Annotated in this window: 22 protein-coding genes and 1 tRNA gene; 17 read left to right on the top strand and 6 right to left on the bottom strand. The window is 61.8% G+C overall.

The annotated features are described in order from the left end of the window. Positions 1-66 precede the first annotated feature (66 nt). Both JTP94_RS00640 and JTP94_RS00635 read left to right on the top strand, forming a co-directional pair. On the top strand, positions 67-1,047 hold the full coding sequence (locus JTP94_RS00640) for an aldo/keto reductase (RefSeq protein ID WP_204848635.1): 981 nt from the start codon (positions 67-69) through the stop codon (positions 1,045-1,047). 370 nt (positions 1,048-1,417) lie between these two features. Then, entirely contained in the window at positions 1,418-2,212 is a 795-nt protein-coding gene (locus tag JTP94_RS00635; RefSeq protein WP_204848634.1) for a class I SAM-dependent methyltransferase, read from the top strand. Between the two features lie 8 nt (positions 2,213-2,220). Here JTP94_RS00635 and JTP94_RS00630 read toward each other — a convergent pair whose 3' ends face one another. Further along, complete coding sequence (locus JTP94_RS00630) at positions 2,221-2,808, bottom strand: TetR/AcrR family transcriptional regulator (RefSeq protein WP_204848633.1); 588 nt, start codon at positions 2,806-2,808, stop codon at positions 2,221-2,223. A gap of 233 nt (positions 2,809-3,041) precedes the next feature. Here JTP94_RS00630 and JTP94_RS00625 point away from each other — a divergent pair, with 233 nt between their 5' ends. Next, the gene (locus JTP94_RS00625; RefSeq protein WP_204848632.1) at positions 3,042-4,340 is read left to right on the top strand and encodes an MFS transporter; all 1,299 of its coding nucleotides are present in this window, start codon (positions 3,042-3,044) and stop codon (positions 4,338-4,340) included. 142 nt (positions 4,341-4,482) lie between these two features. After that, a tRNA-Leu gene (locus tag JTP94_RS00620) sits at positions 4,483-4,567 on the top strand. Positions 4,568-4,921: 354 nt separating this feature from the next. Here the strand turns inward: JTP94_RS00620 and JTP94_RS00615 are convergent. Next, the gene (locus JTP94_RS00615; protein ID WP_204848631.1) at positions 4,922-5,173 is read right to left on the bottom strand and encodes a hypothetical protein; all 252 of its coding nucleotides are present in this window, start codon (positions 5,171-5,173) and stop codon (positions 4,922-4,924) included. 242 nt (positions 5,174-5,415) lie between these two features. Here JTP94_RS00615 and JTP94_RS00610 point away from each other — a divergent pair, with 242 nt between their 5' ends. Together JTP94_RS00610 and JTP94_RS00605 are read left to right on the top strand one after the other, a co-directional pair. Continuing rightward, entirely contained in the window at positions 5,416-6,009 is a 594-nt protein-coding gene (locus JTP94_RS00610) for a YqaA family protein (protein WP_204848630.1), read from the top strand. A 17-nt stretch (positions 6,010-6,026) separates the two neighbouring features. Continuing rightward, the gene (locus JTP94_RS00605; RefSeq protein ID WP_204848629.1) at positions 6,027-6,539 is read left to right on the top strand and encodes a disulfide bond formation protein B; all 513 of its coding nucleotides are present in this window, start codon (positions 6,027-6,029) and stop codon (positions 6,537-6,539) included. Positions 6,540-6,826: 287 nt separating this feature from the next. On the opposite strand, the gene JTP94_RS00600 is transcribed toward JTP94_RS00605, so the two are convergent. Further along, a complete protein-coding gene (locus JTP94_RS00600; RefSeq protein WP_204848628.1) occupies positions 6,827-7,384 on the bottom strand; it encodes an HNH endonuclease in 558 nt (185 codons plus the stop codon). 110 nt (positions 7,385-7,494) lie between these two features. Next, complete coding sequence (locus tag JTP94_RS00595) at positions 7,495-8,184, bottom strand: DNA-3-methyladenine glycosylase family protein (RefSeq protein WP_246754598.1); 690 nt, start codon at positions 8,182-8,184, stop codon at positions 7,495-7,497. Between JTP94_RS00595 and gluQRS the strand changes: the two genes are divergently transcribed. Next, entirely contained in the window at positions 8,183-9,070 is an 888-nt protein-coding gene (gluQRS, locus tag JTP94_RS00590) for a tRNA glutamyl-Q(34) synthetase GluQRS (RefSeq protein ID WP_204848627.1), read from the top strand. The two genes, JTP94_RS00595 and gluQRS, sit on opposite strands and share 2 nt — an antisense overlap. Here gluQRS and JTP94_RS00585 read toward each other — a convergent pair. Then, positions 9,029-9,964, bottom strand: a complete 936-nt coding sequence (locus JTP94_RS00585; RefSeq protein ID WP_204848626.1) for a YihY/virulence factor BrkB family protein — start codon at positions 9,962-9,964, stop codon at positions 9,029-9,031. The two genes, gluQRS and JTP94_RS00585, sit on opposite strands and share 42 nt — an antisense overlap. 98 nt (positions 9,965-10,062) lie before the next feature. Here JTP94_RS00585 and JTP94_RS00580 point away from each other — a divergent pair, with 98 nt between their 5' ends. The 6 genes from JTP94_RS00580 to JTP94_RS00555 all read left to right on the top strand — a co-directional run bounded on the left by JTP94_RS00580 (position 10,063) and on the right by JTP94_RS00555 (position 14,738). Next, the gene (locus tag JTP94_RS00580) at positions 10,063-10,896 is read left to right on the top strand and encodes an SDR family oxidoreductase (RefSeq protein WP_204848625.1); all 834 of its coding nucleotides are present in this window, start codon (positions 10,063-10,065) and stop codon (positions 10,894-10,896) included. A 122-nt stretch (positions 10,897-11,018) separates the two neighbouring features. Then, the gene (locus tag JTP94_RS00575) at positions 11,019-11,222 is read left to right on the top strand and encodes a twin transmembrane helix small protein (protein ID WP_034511534.1); all 204 of its coding nucleotides are present in this window, start codon (positions 11,019-11,021) and stop codon (positions 11,220-11,222) included. A 13-nt stretch (positions 11,223-11,235) separates the two neighbouring features. Then, positions 11,236-11,814 carry a cob(I)yrinic acid a,c-diamide adenosyltransferase gene (locus JTP94_RS00570; RefSeq protein ID WP_204848624.1) on the top strand — a complete coding sequence of 193 codons (579 nt, stop codon included), beginning with the start codon at positions 11,236-11,238 and terminating at the stop codon, positions 11,812-11,814. Positions 11,815-12,008: 194 nt separating this feature from the next. Continuing rightward, positions 12,009-12,758 carry an electron transfer flavoprotein subunit beta/FixA family protein gene (locus JTP94_RS00565; RefSeq protein ID WP_204848623.1) on the top strand — a complete coding sequence of 250 codons (750 nt, stop codon included), beginning with the start codon at positions 12,009-12,011 and terminating at the stop codon, positions 12,756-12,758. A gap of 24 nt (positions 12,759-12,782) precedes the next feature. Then, a complete protein-coding gene (locus JTP94_RS00560; RefSeq protein ID WP_204848622.1) occupies positions 12,783-13,712 on the top strand; it encodes an electron transfer flavoprotein subunit alpha/FixB family protein in 930 nt (309 codons plus the stop codon). A gap of 147 nt (positions 13,713-13,859) precedes the next feature. Next, positions 13,860-14,738 (top strand): 3-hydroxybutyryl-CoA dehydrogenase, encoded by an 879-nt coding sequence (locus JTP94_RS00555; RefSeq protein ID WP_034511539.1) that lies wholly within the window; start codon positions 13,860-13,862, stop codon positions 14,736-14,738. 202 nt (positions 14,739-14,940) lie between these two features. Here JTP94_RS00555 and tlpA read toward each other — a convergent pair whose 3' ends face one another. Next, positions 14,941-15,606: a thiol:disulfide interchange protein TlpA gene (gene tlpA / locus JTP94_RS00550; protein WP_204848621.1), complete on the bottom strand. Its 666-nt coding sequence runs from the start codon at positions 15,604-15,606 to the stop codon at positions 14,941-14,943. A gap of 23 nt (positions 15,607-15,629) precedes the next feature. Between tlpA and argH the strand changes: the two genes are divergently transcribed. From argH to JTP94_RS00530, 4 genes are all read left to right on the top strand, one after another. Next, complete coding sequence (argH, locus tag JTP94_RS00545) at positions 15,630-17,030, top strand: argininosuccinate lyase (RefSeq protein WP_204848620.1); 1,401 nt, start codon at positions 15,630-15,632, stop codon at positions 17,028-17,030. A gap of 99 nt (positions 17,031-17,129) precedes the next feature. Next, positions 17,130-17,321 (top strand): LPS translocon maturation chaperone LptM, encoded by a 192-nt coding sequence (gene lptM / locus JTP94_RS00540; RefSeq protein WP_204848619.1) that lies wholly within the window; start codon positions 17,130-17,132, stop codon positions 17,319-17,321. A 13-nt stretch (positions 17,322-17,334) separates the two neighbouring features. After that, a complete protein-coding gene (gene lysA, locus JTP94_RS00535; RefSeq protein ID WP_204848618.1) occupies positions 17,335-18,606 on the top strand; it encodes a diaminopimelate decarboxylase in 1,272 nt (423 codons plus the stop codon). Between the two features lie 247 nt (positions 18,607-18,853). Continuing rightward, positions 18,854-21,640: a TIGR02302 family protein gene (locus JTP94_RS00530; protein WP_204848617.1), complete on the top strand. Its 2,787-nt coding sequence runs from the start codon at positions 18,854-18,856 to the stop codon at positions 21,638-21,640. The last annotated feature ends 4 nt before the right edge of the window (positions 21,641-21,644 follow it).

Raw genomic sequence — 21,644 nt, 5'->3', positions numbered from 1 at the left:
CACTTCGCTCACCCCTCGGCGGCAGAGCGTTGTTGCACTGGATACTTGAACAGACGGAGAATATCGATGGAATACGTAAAGCTTGGCAGGACCGGTCTTGAAGTCTCGCGCATCTGCCTGGGTTGCATGACCTATGGCGACCCCGACAAGGGCACGCACGCCTGGTCCTTGAACGAGGAAGACAGCCGTCCGCTGCTGCGGCAGGCAATCGAGGCCGGCATCAATTTCCTCGATACGGCCAACACCTATTCCAACGGCTCGTCTGAGGAAATCGTCGGCCGCGCCATCAAGGATTTCGCGCGCCGCGACGACATCGTTCTCGCCACCAAGGTATTCAACCGCATGCGCCCGGGTCCGAATGGCGCCGGCCTTTCGCGCAAGGCGATCTTCGACGAGATCGACAACAGCCTGCGCCGCCTCGGCACCGACTATGTCGACCTCTACCAGATCCATCGCTGGGACTATACGACGCCGATCGAGGAAACGCTGGAAGCGCTCCATGATGTCGTCAAGGCCGGCAAAGCCCGCTATATCGGCGCCTCCTCCATGTATTCCTGGCAGTTCGCCAAGGCGATCTACACCTCGCGCCTCAACGGCTGGACCGAATTCGTCAGCATGCAGGACCATCTGAACCTGCTCTATCGCGAGGAGGAGCGCGAGATGCTGCCCTTCTGCGAGGACCAGAAGATCGCCGTCATCCCCTGGAGCCCGCTCGCCCGCGGCCGCCTCACCCGCGATTGGGACGAGGCAACGGCACGGACGGAATCGGACGAATTCGGCAAGACGCTCTACACCCAGGCTGTTGAAGCCGATCATAAGATCGTCGATGCCGTCGGCGCCATCGCCAGGGCCCGCGGCATCGCCCGCGCGCAGGTCGCCACCGCCTGGATCCTGCAGAAGAGCGCCGTCACCGCCCCGATCATCGGCGCTTCCAAGCCCGGCCACATCACGGACGCCGTCGCTTCGCTGGCCGTCAAATTGACGCCGGAAGAGATCGAGGCGCTGGAATCGCCCTATATCCCGCATGGAGTTGCCGGATTTAAGTGACCGGAGATTTTGGAGCTGGTCAGGCAAGGCCAATGACGCCGCATCTATTTGCCTGGCCCCTCTCCCCGACCTTCTCCCCGCCAATGCGGGCAATCGCATATGGGCATGCTAGTGTCGCAGGCACCTTCTCCCCTCGGGGGGAAGGTGGCCCGAAGGGTCGGATGAGGGGGCTAACCGCTCTGAATCCATCGGCTTTTGTGCTCCTGGCACCCCCTCATCCGCCTGTCGGCTCCTTCTCCCCGAGGGGAGAAGGAGTTGCGCGGCAACAATGCCGTTGAACCTGCGGCAAATCGCGCAAAAGTTATTTCACGCGCCGGTCACAGTTGAGTCATAACGGGATGAGGTTCCCCTTACCCCCGAGGACCGACCCATGACCACAGTTCCCTTCATAGCGCGGCGCTTTCAATCGACCGCGGCCTATTACCTGCGTTACCGAATTCCCTATCCGGACAGGCTGATTGACCGCGTCGCCGAGCGCAGTGGCCTGAAGCGCGGCGATCATGTGCTGGACCTCGGCTGCGGCCCCGGCCAGCTCGGCATTGCCTTCGCGCGGCTTCAGGGCGCCGCTGTTACCGCCATGGATCCGGAACCGGAAATGCTTGCCGCCGCCGAAGCCGGCGCTCAGGATGCCGGCGTCGAAATCACCGTCCGGCAGGGCTCCTCCTACGATCTCGGACCTGATATCGGCAAGCTGCACCTCTGCGTCATGGGCCGCTCCTTCCACTGGATGGACAGGCCGGCAACGCTTACCGCGCTGGAAAAGTTGATCGAGCCTGATGGTGCTGTCGTCCTCTTCCATGACAAAAGCATCCTGGCGGAACCGGACTGGCGGGGCATCGTCGAGCCGCTGGCGGAAACCTACTCGCCCGAACGCAACGCCGACCGCCTGCTACGCAAGAGCAAGGCCTGGGCCCCGCATGAAGCCATGCTGCTGGCCTCGCCCTTCCGCAATCTCGAACGCATCGGTATCGTCACGGAATATACAAGGGATATCGAGGACATCGTCGGCCGCGTCTTCTCGATGTCGTCTACTTCGCCGCAGGCGCTCGGCGACAAGGCGGCGGATTTCGAGGCTGCCTTGCGCGCGGAGTTGCTAAAGGCCGCACCCAACGGCAAGTTCAAGGAGATTGTCGAGGCGAACGGGCTGCTCGCCTTCCGCGACTAAAGGATCAATCAGCCCTCGTCTTTACCCGGCGGAGGCGTCAGCTCCTGCCGGGTTGCCGACAGGAATTCCTGCGACAGTGCCGTATCGTCCATCGCCCGCGCCAGGATGACGGCGCCGACCATGGCCGAAAGGCTGGCAAAGGCCTTGCGGCGGCGGTCCTCCGGCGCTTCGCCGGGAACGATCTGCTCCAGGACATCAACCAAGCCCATCAGGCCGCCGGTAAAGGTCGATTGCATTTCGGGACCATGGCGGCTGACCTCCTGCGTCAACGCCGCGAAGACACAGCCGGTCGCGTGCTCGACGACGTTGCGATGCGAGAGGTAATGGGCGAGCAGCGCTTCCAGCGGCTGATCCGCCGAGCTTGCCGCCACTTCCTTCCAGCGCTCGAGCGAGCGCGACACCAGCGCCTTGCTCGCTTCGCAGGCCAGCTCGTCCTTCGATTCGAAATGGCCATAGAAGCCGCCATGCGTCAGGCCGGCGGCCTTCATGATCTCGGCGACACCGATGCCGTCAAAACCTTTTTCGCGAAAAAGCTCTCCCGCGACCGCAAGAATCTTCTCGCGGTTCTCGGCGAATTTTTCCCGGCTCACTCTCATCAAAAAACTCCATCAGAGCTTCAATAAATCTGAATTGACAATTTATATGATGGCCATCATCAATACGCAACAAATATGATTGCAATCATGTAAATGCCTTTACACAAACGTTCAAGCCGGGAGAGCGGCATGGCGCTACAAGCGAAAACGGCACCCCAGTCTTTCGCGAAAAAGCGCTTCCACCGCCCGCCCAATCCTGACGCCAAGACACGAAACTTTATTGGAACGCACCCATGGTCTCAACTGCTCTTGCCTCGACGCTCGCCCGGCGCAACATTCATTATGGATGGGTGGTCGTCGGCGCCACCTTCCTCACCATGCTCGTCACGGCAGGTGCCATGGGCGCGCCCGGCGTGCTCATCAAGCCGCTGGAGGACGAGTTCGGCTGGAGCACATCGTCCATCTCCTCGGCGCTTGCCGTCCGGCTGTTGCTGTTCGGCCTGATGGGTCCCTTCGCCGCCGCGTTCATGAATTATTTCGGCGTTCGCAAGGTCATCGTCTTCGCGCTTGCAACCATCAGCGTCGGCTTCATCGGCTCGCTGTTCATGACGCAGGTCTGGCAGCTGCTGCTCTGCTGGGGCATCATCGTCGGCTTCGGCACCGGTCTCACAGCCATGGTGCTGGCGGCGACCGTCTCGACGCGCTGGTTCACCAAGCACCGCGGCCTCGTCATCGGCATGCTGTCGGCCAGCTCCGCCACCGGACAGCTCGTCTTCCTGCCGCTGATGGCCGAGCTGACAACGCGCTATGGCTGGCGCACGACCGTGATCTTCGTCTGCGGCATGATCGTCGTTGCCGCCCTCATCGTGCTGCTTCTGATGCGTGACCGCCCCTCGGACGTCAATCTGCCGCTGGTCGGCGAGATCCACGTCACACCTGCGCCGCCCGCCACCAAGAACCTCAAGGCCGCGCTCGCCTCCCCCCTATTAATCCTGAGGGAGGTATCCACGACCTCCACCTTCTGGATCCTGTTCGCCACCTTCTTCATCTGCGGGCTATCGACCAACGGCCTGATCCAGACGCATTTCGTCACGCTCTGCGGCGATTTCGGCATCGTGCCGGTCGCGGCCGCCAGCGTGCTTGCCGTCATGGGGATCTTCGATTTCTTCGGCACGATCGGCTCCGGCTGGCTCTCCGACCGCTTCGACAATCGCTGGCTGCTCTTCTGGTATTACGGCCTGCGCGGCCTATCGCTGGTCTATCTGCCCTTCAGCGACTTCACCTTCTACGGCCTGTCGATCTTCGCCGTCTTCTATGGCCTCGACTGGATCGCCACCGTGCCGCCGACGGTCAAGATCGCCGCCGACCGCTTCGGCCGCGAAAAGGCCGGCCTCGTCTTCGGCTGGGTCTTTGCCGGCCACCAGCTCGGCGCCGCCACCGCCGCCTATGGCGCCGGCCTCACCCGCACCGAACTCAACACCTACCTGCCTGCCTTCTTCGTCGCCGGCGCCTTCTGCCTGCTCGCCGCGATCCTGGCGATCACGCTGCAAAAGTCCGGCTCGACCACCAAGGGTCCGGCCCTGGCCCACTAGACTCCACAACGCAAAAGCCCATGGCGTCCATCCACGCCATGGGCCAAACCGCAACCCTGCGGAAACACTCGCAATATCTGCCGCACCCGGCTTGCGCGCCCCGCCGATCACATGCTAGACAGCCGCCTCGTCAGGATCCGTTGCCCCATTGGCGGAATTGGTAGACGCGCTCGACTCAAAATCGAGTTTCGAAAGAAGTGCTGGTTCGACTCCGGCATGGGGCACCATTACCCGGCCGAACAGCCAAATTTCACGCCCCCCCCCGCACAGAGCGGACTTTCTCATTCGAACGTTTAATTGGCTAAGCGGATCGCTCAAGCAGCCGCCGGCGCACCGCCCAAGGTGTAATCAAAACGGACGCTGCGGGCATGTTGACTGTTCCCGCTCTCTATACGCAGTGCTGCGTTCTCCAGCCGTTGGGTGACTTTGCCTATGGTGATAGCGCGAAACACCGTGTCGGTCTTGCGCTGATCTTGCACCTGAATACCCGGCGGGTTTTTAAGGTTGGAGCAATATGGATCTGCATTATCTGGAGGCGTTATCTTGCAGATGGAAAACCCGCCATTGCTGGCGGGCTTTCTCTACTGCTGAGCAGGCGCCGTCGCAGGCGGCGTTGCCGTTGCCGGTGGCTGCGTCGTTGCCGGTGGCTGCGTCGTTGTGGTCTGAGCGGCCGGAGCTGTAGCTTCGGTCGACTTTGTATGAGGCCAGAAGTTCCACGCCAGCGCGGCTATGACAACAGCTGCCAGGATAACCATCCACGATGCCCAAGGCGGGCGGCGTGAAAGCGGCGTGCTTCTAAGGTCCGGATTTGGTCTATTGAGATCATTGCTCATAGCGATACTCCTCCACACGCTAAAACCCCTGGATGCAGAAAAGGTTCCAGAACGCGGCAGAGTACATGTGAGAAGGGACATCAATCATGCAAAGAGCGCTGCCCCTCGGGGCGTATCCCGCGGAGCCGCCATCACCCACCATCACGAAAAATTTTGATTTTGTGCGGCTTCCGTCACCCGGCGACCATTTACAGCCATAATCCTGCTCCCTAAAGGTTTGCAACGCAGCAATAGGGGGCCTCATGCTTCGAAGACTTTACGACTGGACCATGTCGCTCGCCGGCCGCAAATCGGCGGAAATCTGGTTGGCTGTTATCGCCTTCGTCGAGAGCTCCATCTTTCTCGTGCCCGCGGATGTGCTGTTCCTGCCGATGTCGCTCGCCAGGCCCGAGCGCGCCTGGCGCTATGCGCTGACGGCGACGGTCGCCTCCGTGCTCGGCGGCATCGCCGGCTGGGCGCTCGGCTATTTTGCCTTCGAGGCCATCGCCAAGCCGATCCTGGAATTCTACGGCAAGCTTGACGCCTTCAACCAGATGAGCGCCGGCGTCACCTATGGATGGGTGGTGCTGCTGCTGGTCACCTCGGGCCTCGCGCATCTGCCGCCGATCAAGGTGGTGACGATCCTGTCCGGCGTCGCTCACATCAATCTCGGCCTGTTCATCATCTCGGCGATCGTCGCCCGCGGCGCGCGCTTCTTCTTCCTGGCCTTCCTGTTGCGTCGCTATGGCGAATCCATCCGCCATTTCATCGAGAAGCGCCTCGGTCAGATCACCATGGCCGCCGCTGCCGTGCTGATCATCCTCTACATCATCTTCCATTATGCCCTGGCGCGCTGACCAAGGAGCCCCCACGCATGTCCACGACCTCGCCTTCCCTACGCGCCGGCCTTAGCTATAGCGTGCTGCTGACGCTCGGCATGATCGTCGTCATCGGCACGGCACTCGGCTTCCAGCATATCGGCGGCTATATTCCCTGCGCGCTCTGCCTGGATCAGCGTCAGCCCTATTACTACGGCATTCCGGTCGCCATCGTCGCGGCGCTGTCGGCCGTAGCCGGCATGCCCTCCTGGATCACCCGCGGGCTGCTGGCCATCGCCGGCCTGATGATGATTGTCGGCGGCGGTATCGGCGTCTATCACGCCGGCGTCGAATGGCACTTCTGGGCGGGCCCGACGACCTGCTCGACCACGGCAAGCAGCATGACGCAGAATGCCGGCGACCTCTTGAACGAACTGAGCACCATCAAAGGCCCGTCCTGCACGGAAGCCGCCCTCCGCATCCTCGGCCTGTCGATGGCCGGATGGAATGTGATCGCCAGCATCATCCTGGCCGCAATCGCCTTTGTCGGCGTGAAGAAGGCCGCATAGCCCCTTCTCTCCAGCGGAGAGAAGGTGGTCGCGATCTCTTGTATGACGTGCTGCTGATACCCCCTCTGTCACTTCGTGACATCTCCCCCACATGGGGGGAGATCGTTGGGAGTGTGCCGCGCCCCTGCAAAGAAACAATAATCTCAGTTTCAGCAGACGCAATATTGGCTTAGGGCGGGGAGGCGCCACGAGTTACCAATCTCCCCCCATGTGGGGGAGATGTCACGAAAGTGACAGAGGGGGTGACGCACTCTCCGCGAGCTCCGCCGTCGAAAAGACGCCATCTCTTACGGCTGCAGTTCCGAATCCCAGTAGAGATAGTCGAGCCAGCTGTCGTGCAGGTAGTTCGGCGGGAACAGACGGCCGTTATTGTGCAGGTCCTGCACGGTCGGCTGATAGGGCTTCTGCGCCGGGAACATGCCGGCCTGCTTCGGCAGCTTGCTGCCCTTGCGCAGGTTGCACGGCGAGCAGGCGGCGACCACGTTCTCCCAGGTCGTCTCGCCGCCATGGGCGCGCGGGATGACGTGATCGAAGGTCAGGTCGTCATGCGAACCGCAATACTGACACTCGAACCGGTCACGCAGGAAGACGTTGAACCGGGTGAAGGCGGGATTGCGGGAAGGCTGCACGTATGTCTTGAGGCAGACGACGCTCGGCAGCCGCATCGAGAAGCTCGGCGACGATACGCAGTGATCGTATTCAGCAATGATATTCACACGGTCAAGGAAAACCGCCTTGATCGCGTCCTGCCAGGACCAGAGCGACAAGGGGTAATAACTCAGCGGCCTATAGTCGGCGTTCAGGACGAGCGCCGGTAAGGACTGCGGGGAGACTGCAATCGTCAAGGAACCCTCCTGATCGATTCGGCATCTGCACCTGTATATTAGGCCGGTTGTTACAGGATTGTGAAGTCCAATAAATTCAGTGCATAAAGGCAAAACCAAGGAGGCGCTGATTAAACGATAGGCAGCGCATCCCGCCGGGTTTTCGCGGCGTAATAGGCCCAGAAAAGCCGGGCGGCGACCGAGCGCCAGGGCGCCCAAACCGCCGCTTCCCGGGCAAGAGCCTTGGCCAGCGGCCTTTCCTCATGTCCGAAAGCCATGCCGACAGCGGCCTGCAGCGCCACATCGCCGGCCGGGAACACATCTGCGTGACCGCCGCAAAACATCAGGTAAACCTCGGCCGTCCAGGGGCCGATTCCCTTGATGGCCATCAGCTCGGAGAGCGCCTTTTTCGGTGATTCGGCGCTGAGCGCATGCAGATCAAGGCCACCTCCAACGACGGCATCGGCCACACGCGCCAGTGTATCATGCTTGATTCGCGACAGGCCGAAGGCTCGCCAGGCGTCCGGCTCGAGGCCGGCATAGCCATCGGCGGTCACACCTCCCAGCCGTGCCGTCATCCGCCCCCAGATTGCATCGGCGCTGGCGCGCGACACGACCTGCGAAACGATGATATGGGCAAGCCCCTCGAAGCCCGGTTCGCGCAGCCTCAGCGGCACCGCGCCCGCCTCTGCAGCAACGGGCCGCAGGCGCGGATCGAGCTCCAGCAGGGCGGCCAATCCCCGTTCGATATCGCCCTCGTCGCGAATGATCTGCATGGCGTCTCGTAGTCCCCGGTTCAAATTCGTGGCAGAAGAAAGCATGATCGAGATTCCCCGTCAAAAGCCGAAATTCCGCTTTGCCCCGAGCCCAAACGGCCCGTTGCACCTCGGTCATGCGCTGTCGGCCATCCTCAATCACGAGATGGCCGCCAAGGCCGGCGGCGATTTCCTGCTGCGTATCGAAGACATAGATCAGGCCCGCTGCACACCCGATTTCGAAGCCGGCATCTTCACCGATCTCGCCTGGCTCGGTCTTCGCTGGCAGGAGCCGGTGCGCCGGCAGTCCGAACATTTCCCGGCCTACCAGGAGGCCCTGCAGACGCTCATCGAGCGCGGCCTTGTCTATCCCGCCTTTCTGACGCGTGGCGAGGTCAAGGCCAGGGTCGCGGCATTCGAGGCGGGCGGCAGGCCATGGCCCCGTGATCCGGACGGTACGCCGCTCTACCCGCCCGACGATCGTGAGCGCGACGCTGCAGAGCGGCAGCGCCTGCTGGATGCCGGCCTCAAGCATGCCTGGCGTCTCGATATGGAAAAGGCCATGGCGGCGGTCGGCGAGCCGCTTCGCTGGCAGGAAAGCGGCGACGGCGAGACCGGCGATATCCTTGCCGATCCGGCGGCTTGGGGCGATGTCGTGCTGTCACGTTCCGACGCGCCGTCGAGCTATCATCTTTCCGTCGTCGTCGACGACGCGGTGCAGGGCATCACCCATGTCGTGCGCGGCCTCGACCTTTTCCAAGCCACCTCGATCCATCGCCTGTTGCAAACCCTGCTCGGCCTACCCGAACCGCTCTATCGTCATCACCGCCTGATCCCTGGGGAAGACGGTAGAAAGCTGTCGAAGAGCATGGGCGATACCGGCATTGCCGAATGGCGCAGGCAGGACCTGTCACCGGTGGAGCTTCGCCGCCGCATCGGCCTCGGTCTCTGATGGCGCCTCTTCTGATGGTACCTCCACCGCACGGCTTGCCACCTTGCCGAAAAGCAGGCGCCGCACCCGGAACTTCATCAGCGCGGCGTTGATCTCCGCCCCCAGGATGAAGATCACGGCGAGCATATAGAGGAAGATCAGCACGATCATGACAGACGCCAGACCGGCATAAGTCGCGGTATAATTGGCGAAGGTCGAAAGATAATAGGCAAAGAGCAACGCGCCGATCGACCAGAAAACCAGCGTCAGGACGACGCCGGGAATGACGTCGAAAAGGCGACGCCGGCCGGCTGCCAGCCACAGATGCAGGATCAGCAGCCCGGCCACCAGCAGGAAAATGGTGCCGTAGATTCGCCAGCTGAAGACGATATCAAGGATATCGGCAAGTGCCGGCAGCCATTGCCGCGTGTAGTTGAGGGCCAAGGGCACGGCGACAAGCAGAATGCTTAGGATTGCGAAGATCAGCACCGCGATCAGCACATAGCCGAGACTGGCGAGACGATTGAAATACCAGGGCCGCGTCTCAAGAACGCGGTAAGCGCGGTTGAGGGATATGCGCAGCGCCTCGACGCCGTTCGAGGCGAAGTAGGCGGCCGCAAGCACCGAGATCGTCAAAAGGCCGCCGCGCGGGATCGTCAGCACCTGCACGACCTGATCAGCCACGGGCTTGGCGATCGCCTCCGGCCAGGTATCGAAGATCAGATGTACGGCCGTGGACGAAAACTGGCTGGCGCCGAGAAAGCTTGCCAGCGCCGTGCCGAAGATCAGAAAGGGGAAAACTGCCAGCAGCGTCGAAAGCGCCACATGGCTTGCCATGGCGAAGCCGTCATCCTCGACGAAATGAAACACCGCGTCATAAACCACCTTGTAAACCGTCCGCAGGACTGTCGGCATTCCATCTCCACTTGACGTCGGCATTCACCCGCCGGTTGTCGATTGTGTCGGCTCCCCGAATATGGGAAACGAGTTTCTGTTTGTACAGGAAACATCCTATGACGGAACAACGCATTATCCTGCTAACTGGTTGCTCATCCGGAATCGGCGCTCACTGCGCCCGGGCGTTGCAGACCGACGGATGGCGCGTTTTTGCAACCGTGCGCAGAGAGGAAGACCTCGGCCCGCTCGAAGCCGACGGCATCGAAGCGCTGCTCATGGATTATACGCGGCCCGAAACGATCTCCGCTGTCGTGGCAACCCTGCGCGAACGGACGGGCGACCGCATCGATGCCCTCTTCAACAACGGCGCTTACGGTCAGCCGGGGGCCGTCGAGGATCTCACAACCGATGTTCTGCGCGAGCAGTTCGAGACCAACTTCTTCGGCTGGCACGAGCTGACACGCCAGATCATTCCGCTGATGCGCAGGCAGGGGCATGGCCGCATTGTCAACTGCTCGTCCATCCTCGGCCTCATTCCCTATCGTTTCCGTGGCGCCTACACGGCCTCGAAATTCGCGCTGGAAGGGCTGACGATCACGCTCCGGATGGAGCTGCAGGACAGCGGCATTCATGTCAGCCTGATCGAGCCCGGCCCGATCGCGACGCGCTTCACCGCCAATGCGCTCGCAAAGATCCGCGAGCATATCGACCTCGAAGGCTCGGCCCATGCCGTCGAATACCGTCGGCAGCTGAGGCGACTTGATGGCTCGGGGCCTATCAGTAAACATAAATTGGGGCCCGAAGCGGTCTACGATGTGTTAAAATCCGCGTTGAATGTGAAAAATCCGCGCCCACATTATTTGGTGACCACGCCTGCCAAGCAGGGTGTCCTCTTGAAAAGGCTATTGCCGGCTAACCTTTTCTATCGTCTGATGCGCCGGCTGGACTAGAGCAATTCCAGGAAAAGTGCGTAGCGGTTTTCCGTCCGTAATTGCGAAAAAATAATGAGTAGAGAGCGGCTCAGACGGCTCGTAAAAGGCTGAACTGCTCTAGAGACAAGGATGGAGGAGCCATGTCGACTGTAACTTATATCGCCGCCATCATTGTCATGGGCCTCGTCGCGATCGTTCTCGTGCGCGGCTTGCTGAACATGATGAAAGGCGACAATCCCAGCCGTTCGAATCGGCTGATGCAGCTGCGCGTTCTGCTGCAGGCAGTCGCAGTCATTCTGATCATGCTGACGCTCTGGCTGACGGGCGGCGGGCGCCCCGCCTGACAACAGGAAGACAATGGTCAAACTCAACAAGATCTATACCAAGACCGGCGATGACGGCACGACTGGCCTCGTCGCCGGCCCAAGGCGGCTGAAGCACGATCTGCGCGTCGAAAGCTACGGCACCGTCGACGAAACCAATTCCGCCATCGGCGTCGCCCGGCTGCACACGGCCGATATGCCCGATCTCGACACCATGCTGATGCGCATCCAGAACGATCTCTTCGATCTCGGCGCCGATCTTTCGACGCCGGAAACGGACGAACCACCGGCCTATGAACCGCTGCGCATCATCGACCATCAGGTCGAACGCCTCGAACACGACATAGATGCACTCAACGCCGATCTCGAGCCGCTGAAGTCCTTCGTCCTTCCCGCCGGCAGCCCTGCGTCCGCCCATCTGCATCTCGCCCGCACGATTGCGCGGCGCGCCGAACGCCTGATGGTGGCGCTGTCGCGCAGCGAGGGCGAGCGCGTCAGTCCGGCGGCGCTGAAATATGTCAACCGACTGTCCGATTTCCTGTTCGTCGCCGCGCGCCATGCCAACGACCGTGGGCGGGCCGACGTGCTCTGGGTTCCCGGCAAGAATCGATAGCAGCGCGCTTCATCCATTGGGGCATTTTTATTGACGTTGACGTAAGCGTTATTTATCGTCCTAAAGCAATTTGCTTATCTGCGGCATGGAAGCGTTGTAATTGGGGGAAAAACGCGTATCCATGTCGCCATTCGACAAACGGAGCGGCGCTGAACAGGCCATGGTCTAGAGCGCAGTGTTGAAGGAAGGACCTCATGAAAATTCTCGTCCCCGTGAAGCGGGTAGTTGATTACAACGTCAAGATCCGCGTGAAGCCGGATGGTTCGGGCGTTGAGCTTGCCAACGTCAAAATGTCGATGAACCCGTTCGACGAGATATCGGTTGAGGAAGCGCTGCGGCTGAAGGAAGCCGGCAAAGCCGAGGAAGTGGTGGTCGTGTCGATCGGGCCTGCCAAGGCTGAAGAGACGCTGCGCACGGCGCTTGCCATGGGGGCGGATCGCGCCATCCTGGTCGAGACCGACGATGCCGTCGAGCCGCTCGCCGTTGCCAAGATCCTCAAGGGTGTCGCGGATGCGGAACAGCCCGGCCTGATCATCGTCGGCAAACAGGCAATCGATGACGATTCGAACCAGACCGGCCAGATGCTGGCGGCCCTTCTCGGCACGGCGCAGGCGACCTTCGCCTCGAAGATCGAGATCGGCGACGGCAAGGCCCAGGTCACCCGCGAAGTCGACGGCGGCCTGCAGACCATCGAGATCAAGCTTCCGGCTGTCGTCACCACCGACCTGCGCCTCAATGAGCCGCGCTATGCTTCGCTGCCGAACATCATGAAGGCCAAGAAAAAGCCGCTCGACAAGAAGACACCTGCCGACTTCGGCGTGTCGACCGAGCCGCGCCTGAAGGTCTTGAAGACGGAAGAGCCATCCGGCCGCAAGGCGGGCGTCAAGGTCAAGTCGGTTGCCGAGCTGGTCGACAAGCTGAAAAACGAAGCTGGCGTCCTCTAAGGTCCAGGAAAAGGAGACTTCATCATGGCCATTCTTCTTCTGGCTGATCACGACAATGCGCACCTCTCCGACCAGACCGCCAAGACGCTGACGGCTGCCTCAAAGATCGGCGGCGACGTCCACGTGCTCGTCGCAGGCTCGGGCGCCAAGGCTGCCGGCGAACAGGCTGCCAAGCTTTCAGGCGTCTCCAAGGTGCTGGTTGCCGAGGATGCGAGCCTCGCCAACAATCTCGCCGAACCGCTGGCTGCCCTGATCATTTCGCTTGCCGGCGCTTATGACACCATCATCGGTGCGGCCACCTCGGTCGGCAAGAACGTCCTGCCGCGCGTTGCCGCGCTACTCGACGTCGCCCAGGTCTCGGAAATCATCGAGGTTGTCTCGGCCGATACTTTCAAGCGGCCGATCTATGCCGGCAATGCCATCCAGACCGTACAGTCGACCGACGCCAAGAAGGTGATCACCGTGCGCACGGCCTCCTTTGCCGCAGCGGAGACAAGCGGCAATGCAGCGATCGAAAGCGTTTCGGCAGCTGCAAACCCCGGTCTTTCCAGCTTCGTCGGCGATGCGCTGTCGAGTTCCGACCGTCCGGAGCTGACGTCTGCCAAGATCATCATCTCGGGCGGCCGCGCGCTCGGCTCGGCCGAGAAGTTCCGCGAGGTCATCCTGCCGGTTGCCGACAAGCTCGGTGCCGCCGTCGGCGCATCGCGCGCTGCCGTCGATGCCGGCTATGCGCCGAACGACTGGCAGGTCGGCCAGACCGGCAAGGTGGTCGCGCCGCAGCTCTACATCGCCTGCGGCATTTCCGGCGCCATCCAGCATCTGGCCGGCATGAAGGACTCGAAGGTCATCGTCGCCATCAACAAGGACGAGGAAGCCCCGATCTTCCAGATCGCCGACTATGGCCTCGTCGCCGACCTCTTCGAAGCACTGCCGGAACTCGAAAAGGCGCTTTGATCGCGCCTATCGATCTTCTCGCAGTTGCGAGAGACTGGAAAATCGTCTCTTATAGGTCTATCAATCTTGCCGGGCTAGAAATGGCCCGGCAAATTTGTGATGTAAAACATAGCGCACCGCCAAGAGCGCGCCGCCGGGGAGTTGGCAATGAGTTCGCTGAAGACGATCGGTATTATCGGCGCCGGCCAGATGGGTTGCGGCATCGCCCACGTATCCGCCATGGCCGGCTACAAGGTTCATATCTACGATCTGTCGCAGGATCGCATCGAAAGCGGACTTGCCACCATCAACGGCAACCTTGCCCGACAGGTTACCTCCGGCAAGACCAGCGATGAGGACCGCAAGGCCGCACTCGCCCGCATCACCGGATCGAACGACCTCAACGATCTCGCCCAGGTCGATCTCGCCATAGAGGCTGCGACCGAGGACGAAAGCGTCAAGCGCAAGATCTACGCGCAGATATGCCCAATCCTGAAGCCCGAGGCACTCCTCGCCACCAACACCTCGTCGCTGTCGATCACTCGCCTCGCCTCCGCCACCGACCGGCCCGAACGCTTCATGGGCATTCACTTCATGAACCCGGTTCCGGTGATGAAGCTGGTGGAATTGGTGCGCGGTATCGCCACCGACGAATCGACTTTCTCCGCCGCAAGGGAATATGTCACCTCGCTGGAAAAGACGATCACCGTCGCCGAGGACTTCCCCGCCTTCATCGTCAACCGCATCCTGCTGCCGATGATCAACGAGGCGATCTACACGCTCTATGAAGGCGTTGGCACCGTCGATGCCATCGACACCGCCATGCGGCTCGGCGCCAATCACCCGATGGGACCGCTACAGCTCGCCGACTTCATCGGTCTCGACACTTGCCTGTCGATCATGCAGGTGCTGCATGACGGGCTCGCCGATTCGAAATACCGCCCTTGCCCGCTGCTGGTGAAATATGTCGAAGCCGGCTGGCTCGGCCGCAAATCCGGTCGCGGCTTCTACGACTATCGCGGCGAAGTGCCGGTTCCGACGCGGTAAAAAACACCCTCGCCCCAGCGGGGGTCCGAAGGACGGGTTGAGACCAGCGGCTCAACCCAGGACAGTCGCGCGATAGCGCGGGGTGAGAGGGCGTTACCGGGAGGACGGCGCTTCTTTTCCTAATCAATGCCTATGAGTATGACGCACTGCGGCCTCATCCACCCTTACGGGCACCTTCTCCCCGAGGGGAGAAGGAGAAAAATCAAATCCCCGCCGCCGCCTTCACCAACTTCTTGGCATCGTCGCTATCCCAGACCGCCGGCCCGTTCATCGCGGAGAGCAGGCAGCCCTTGTCGTCGATCAGCAATGTCACCGGCAGGCCGAAGGCCAATCCCTGCTTCTTCAGCACATTGAACACGCCCATCGTGTTGTCGCGATAGTAGCCGAGCTTGTCGATGGCATATTCCGTGCGGAACGCCCTAGGCTTTTCCTCGTCACCCGTGTCGATGTTGACGGCGACCACCTCGAACTTGTCGTTGCCGACGTTCTTCTCGAGCGCATTCAGCGCCGGCATTTCCTCGCGGCACGGCACGCACCACGTCGCCCACACGTTCAAAAGCACGGTCTTGCCGGCAAAGTTGCCGATTGACAGCGGCTGCCCGTCGGAACCCTTGAAGGATACATCCCGCAGCGAGATCGGCGCCGGCGGCACGCTCATGGCGGCAACTTGCCCCCTGGTGAAGGGCGTCAGGGTAGCGGCGCGATCCTTGGCAGCCCCGCATTGATCGGCTGCCGCCGTTTCACCAATGCCATTGCCATACCCCGCCTCCTTCACGTATACCGCTGCCGCACCGGCGATAACCCCAGCGACGGCGGCAAGCATAACGAGTTTCATGGACGGCAGACCGAACGGCTTCTTTGCTGTCATTTCATTCTCCAGGTGGGCATCTCATGACTGACGGCACGGACACCAAATCCTCCAACCAGATGTGGGGCGGGCGTTTCGCCTCCGGCCCCACGGCGATCATGGAGGAGATAAATGCATCGATCGGTTTCGACAAGAAGCTGTTTGCACAGGATATCCGCGGCTCAATCGCGCATGCCGGCATGCTCGCCCATCAAGGCATCATTTCAACCGAGGATAAAGACAAGATCGTTCACGGGTTGAACACGATCCTGTCAGAGATCGAAAGCGGCAATTTCGAATTCTCCCGCCGCCTCGAAGACATCCATATGAACATCGAGGCGCGGCTTGCCACACTGATCGGCCCGGCTGCCGGCCGGCTGCACACGGCCCGTTCGCGCAACGACCAGGTGGCGCTCGATTTCCGCCTTTGGGTGAAGGAAGAGCTGCAGAAGTGCGAGCAGGCGCTGACTGGCTTGATATCAGCCTTCCTCGACCGCGCCGAAGAGCATGCCGAAACCGTCATGCCCGGCTTCACGCATCTGCAGACGGCGCAGCCCGTCACCTTCGGCCATCACTGCATGGCCTATGTCGAGATGTTCGGCCGCGATCGTTCGCGCGTGCGCCACGCTATCGAACACATGGACGAATCGCCGATCGGCGCCGCAGCCCTTGCCGGCACCGGCTTCCCGATCGATCGCCACATGACCGCCAAGGCGCTCGGCTTCCGCGAACCGACCCGCAATTCGATCGATACCGTCTCCGATCGCGATTTCGCCATCGAATTCCTGTCGATCGCCGCGATAGCCGGCATGCATCTGTCGCGGCTTGCCGAAGAGATCGTCATCTGGTCGACGCCGCAATTCGGCTTCGTGCGCCTTTCCGACGCCTTCTCCACCGGCTCCTCCATCATGCCGCAGAAGAAGAACCCGGATGCGGCAGAGCTGGTGCGCGCCAAGACCGGCCGCATCAACGGCTCGCTGGTGGCACTCCTGACCATCATGAAGGGTCTGCCGCTCGCCTATTCCAAGGACATGCAGGAAGACAAGGAACAGGTCTTCGACGCCGCCGAAAGCCTGGAACTGGCGATCGCCGCCATGACCGGCATGGTGCGCGACCTGACGATCAACGTTGCCCGCATGAAGGCCGCCGCCGGCTCCGGCTATTCGACCGCGACCGACCTAGCCGATTGGCTGGTGCGCGAAGCCGGCTTGCCTTTCCGCGATGCTCATCATGTGACGGGGCGCGCCGTGGCGCTTGCCGAAAGCAAATCCTGCGAGCTCGCCGAGCTGTCACTGGAGGATCTGCAAGGGATCCATCCTGATATCACCGACAAGATCTTCGACGTCCTGACGGTCGAGGCCTCGGTTGCCAGCCGCAAGAGCTTCGGTGGCACGGCGCCGTCGGAAGTGCGCAAGCAGATCGCCTTCTGGCGTGCCCGCAACTGAGAAGACCGACGAAAACGCAATCAAACAATCAGGGTGCACAAGGCGGGGAAACTTCGCTAAGAAGAGTGACTTCCGCGTTTGCCGCTCAAGAGGATTTCGATGCAGATCAACATGCCGCATATCATCCGCCTGACCGTCGTGCTCTCGGTCGTCGGCCTTGCCGTTGTCGGATGTGGCCGCAAAGGCGATCTCGACCCGCCGAGTGCTCACGCGACCAAGGGTGGCGACGTCTCCAAGCCGACCAAGGAGCCCACCCCGGACAAGAAGTTCTTCCTCGATCCGCTTCTCTGATTAGGCATCGGCCGTGAACCATTTTCAGTATCGCGACGGCATCCTCTATGCTGAGGATGTTCCGGTTCCCGAGATCGCCAAGGCGGTCGGCACACCCTTCTACGTCTATTCGATGGCGACGCTCGAGCGCCACTATCGCGTCTTCTCCGAAGCCTTCAGCGATGTCGATGCCATGGTGTGCTATGCCATGAAGGCCAATTCCAACCAGGCGGTGCTGAAGACACTCGGCCGCCTCGGCGCCGGCGTTGATGTGGTCTCCGTCGGCGAGCTGCGCCGCGCGCTGGCTGCCGGCATCCCGGCAAGCCGCATCATGTTCTCCGGCGTCGGCAAGACGGCGCAGGAAATGGATATGGCACTGGAAGCCGGCATCTACTGCTTCAACGTCGAATCCGAGCCCGAGCTGGAAGTTTTGAACCAGCGCGCCGTCCGCGCCGGCAAGATCGCGCCCGTTTCCTTCCGTATCAACCCGGATGTCGATGCCCGCACGCATGCGAAGATCTCGACCGGCAAAAAGGAAAACAAGTTCGGCATCTCCTGGGAGCGCGCCCGCGCCGTCTATGCTCGCGCCGCCAACCTGCCTGGCATCAATGCCACCGGCATCGACATGCATATCGGCAGCCAGATCACCGAGCTGCAGCCTTTCGACGATGCCTTCAAGCTGCTGCGTGATCTCGTGGAAACGCTGCGCGGCGACGGCCACGATATCCATCATGTCGATATCGGCGGCGGCCTCGGCATTCCCTATCGCGACGACAACGATCCGCCGCCTTTGCCCGATGCCTATGCGCAGATCGTCAAGAACCAGCTGCGCGGCCTCAACTGCAAGATCGTCACCGAGCCTGGCCGCCTGATCGTCGGCAATGCCGGCATTCTGGTGACGGAAGTCATCTATGTGAAGGATGGCGGCAACAAGAGCTTCGTCATCGTCGACGCCGCCATGAACGATCTGATCCGCCCGACGCTCTACGAGGCCTATCACGAGATCCGGCCGGTCGCGATCACCGCCGCCAATGCGCCGCGCATCAAGGCCGATGTCGTCGGTCCGGTCTGCGAGACGGGCGACTATCTGGCGCTCGACCGCGAAATGGCGATGCCGAAGCCCGGCGATCTCCTCGCCGTCAGCTCCGGCGGCGCCTATGGCGCCGTGCAGGCCGGCACCTACAACAGCCGGCTTCTGGTTCCCGAAGTGCTGGTCAAGGGCGGCGAGTTCCACGTCATCCGCCCGCGTGGCACCTATGAGGAGCTGATCGAGCTGGATTCCATCCCGACCTGGCTCGAGGGATAATCGGCTTTGCTCGTGGATTTCGGGCAGCCAGGGCAAACCTATCCGCCCCTGCCCGATCGATCACGTTTCAGCGAAATCCGATGAAAAAACAGCCTTTGGCGCCGCTTGCCCTCGTCTTTGCCACAAAGAATGTTATCTTTGTTCAAATGGCGTCTCGCCGGGCGCCGCAAGCGCGGGCGTGTGGGATGCCCGGCCATTTCCAACGGGCAACTAGCCATCAACGTCAGATCGGGAGAAAACCGGACCGATGACCAGCCCCAGCAACCCTAAGAAGGGCGCTTTTGCCACCCGCCCGGCGCTGGCGCGCATGGTTGCGGTCAAGCGCCTCTTTGCTCGGCTCGTGCTGGTCTCCGAGCAGCTTCTGCCGCGGCTGCTGCTGTCGGCGTCCATTCTTGCTCTCTTCCTTTCAGCCGCCTGGTTCGGCATCTTCCGCATCGCGCCCGATGTCCTGCGCTTCCTGCTGCTCGCCGTCTTCGCCGTCGGTTTCGCCGTCTCCCTCTATCCGCTGCGCCGCCTGCGCTGGCCGAGTGTCAGAGAGGCCGACCGCCTGCTGGAGGAACGCAATGGCCTGGCGCACCAGCCGGTCGCCGTGCAGGAGGACGAGCCGGCTTTCGACACGCCCTTTGCCCGTGCACTTTGGCGCGAGCATCAGACCCGGATGGCGGAGCGTATCGCCGCATTGGATGCGGGCCTGCCGAGGCCGGATATCGCGCGTTACGACCGCTTCGCATTGCGTGCCATTCCGGCCTTGCTGCTGGTGACCGCCTTCAGCTTTTCCGTGTCCAATGGCGGCGGCTCGCTGAGCGATGCCTTCACGGCACCGGCCTCCACGTCGAGCAATCCGGATGTCCGCGTCGATGCCTGGGTCACCCCGCCCTATTACACCGGCCAGGCGCCGGTATATCTGACTGGCAATGTCGCCAATGCAAGCGACAATCTCAACGTGCCGCAATTCTCCGAACTCACGGTGCGGGTTACGGGCGCCTCCGCGGATGAAAAGGTGATGTTCCAAGCGACCGGCGCCGACAAGGGCACCGAGGTTCCGGAACAGGTCGCCGATGCCGACAATCAGGCACCTGCCGGTAGCGGACCGGCGGCCCCTCCCGTCGCGCAGCCGGCGGCCAATAGCACCGCCAACGCGTCCAGCACCGATGCAATGATTGCGCGCACCCATGTTCTCAAGCTCGAAAAGGGTGGCGAGCTGACGGTCAACGGCAAGTCCTGGTCATTCAAGGTGATCTCCGACAAGCCGCCGGAAATCACCTTTGACGGCATTCCTCACGCGACCGCCAACGGCGCATTGGAACTCGGCTTCAGGGTCAAGGACGATTACGGCGTCGAGGAAGCTCATGCGGAGATCGTGCCCGTCGATTCCGATCCCGCGGCGACACCGCTCTATGGCCTGCCGGAATTCAAGCTGGATATTCCGCGCCGAGACCGCCGCGACGGCAAGGGTCTGGCGAGCCACGATCTGACGCAGGATCCCCTTGCCGGCAAGCGTGTTCGCATCGCCCTGGTCGCCAAGGACGGCGCCGGGCAGACCGGGCGCAGCGCGCCCTACGAGATGGTGCTGCCGCCGCGCAATTTCAGCCAGCCGCTAGCTGCCGCCGTCGCCGAGGAGCGCCAGGTCTTCGCGCTCGATACCCGCAAGATGCCGGAGGCGATCGAGCTCAACAAATCACTGACCATCCGGCCGGAAGAAACCATTTCCGATCTCGGCAACTATCTCGCGATCAGATCGGCCCTGACACGCATGAAGCTTGCCAGCGGCGATGCGGCGCTGAAGGATACGGCCGACTATCTCTGGCAGATCGCGCTCGGCATGGAAGACGCGCAGCTGACCGATGCGGAAAAAGCGCTGCGAGATGCGCAGCAGAAGCTCTCCGACGCCTTGCAGCGCAATGCCTCCGATGAAGAGATCAAGAAGCTGACGGCCGAGCTGCGCAAGGCGATGGACGCTTATATGAAAGAACTGGCCGAACGCATGCGCAACATGCCGGCCCAGCCCAACCAGCGGTCGGCCAATATCCTGCGCCAGCAGGACCTGCAGCGCATGATGGACCAGATCGAAAACCTCGCTCGCTCCGGCAATCGCCAGGCAGCGCAGCAGATGCTATCCGAGCTGCAGCAGCTGATGAACAGCCTCCAGGCCGGCAAGCCGCAACCTGGGCAGCAGCAACAGAACCAGGCGAATGACAAGATGCGCGAGCAGATGGACAAGCTCGGCCGCATCCTGCGCGATCAGCAGAAGCTGATGGACCAGACCTTCAAGTTCGATCAGGCGATGCGCGACCGCATGCAACGCGGCGACTCCAACGAAGATGGCGACGGCCTGATGGACCAGCCGCTGCCCAACCTCGATGATCAGATGCGTCCGGACATGGGCCAGCGAAATCAGGGCCAACAGGATCAACAGCAAGGTCAGAATCCGCAAGGCCAGAACCCGCAAAGCCAGAATCAGCAGGGCCAGAACCAGCCGGGCCAAAAGGGTAACGATCCCACCGACGGCATGACGGCCGACCAGCTGCGCGACGCCTTGAAGCAGCTGCGCCAGCAGCAGGACGACCTTGCCAAGCAACTCGGCGAACTCCAGAAGGACCTGGGCTCGCTCGGCATGAAGCCGAACCAGAATTACGGCAAGGCCCAGCAGGAGATGAAGGGCGCATCCGGCCAGCTTGCCGAAGGCAATGGCGAAGGCGCCGTACAGGGCCAGGGCCGCGCGCTGGACGCCCTGCGCAAGGGCACCCGCGACATGATGAACCAGCTCATGGCGCAGATGCAGCAACAGGGACAGGGTCAAGGCCAATTGCAGGGACAACCGGGCCAGGGTAATCAGAACGGCCGAGATCCGCTTGGCCGGAGCCGCGAAACCAACGGTCCCGTCGACAGCGCCAATGAGAACATGGTGCCGAACATCATCGATGCCCAGCGTGCCCGCGAAATTCTCGATGCCATTCGCGAGCGGCTGAGCAACAATCCCTCATTGTCCGAGGAACGGCGCTATCTGGAGCGTTTGCTGGATCTCGCGCAGTAGAACA

This window comes from Martinezella lusitana (assembly GCF_016901135.1).
GTDB lineage: Bacteria > Pseudomonadota > Alphaproteobacteria > Rhizobiales > Rhizobiaceae > Rhizobium > Rhizobium lusitanum_D.
The sequence above is the reverse complement of the archived record's forward strand: the minus strand, read 5'-3'. Positions and strand labels throughout refer to the sequence as shown.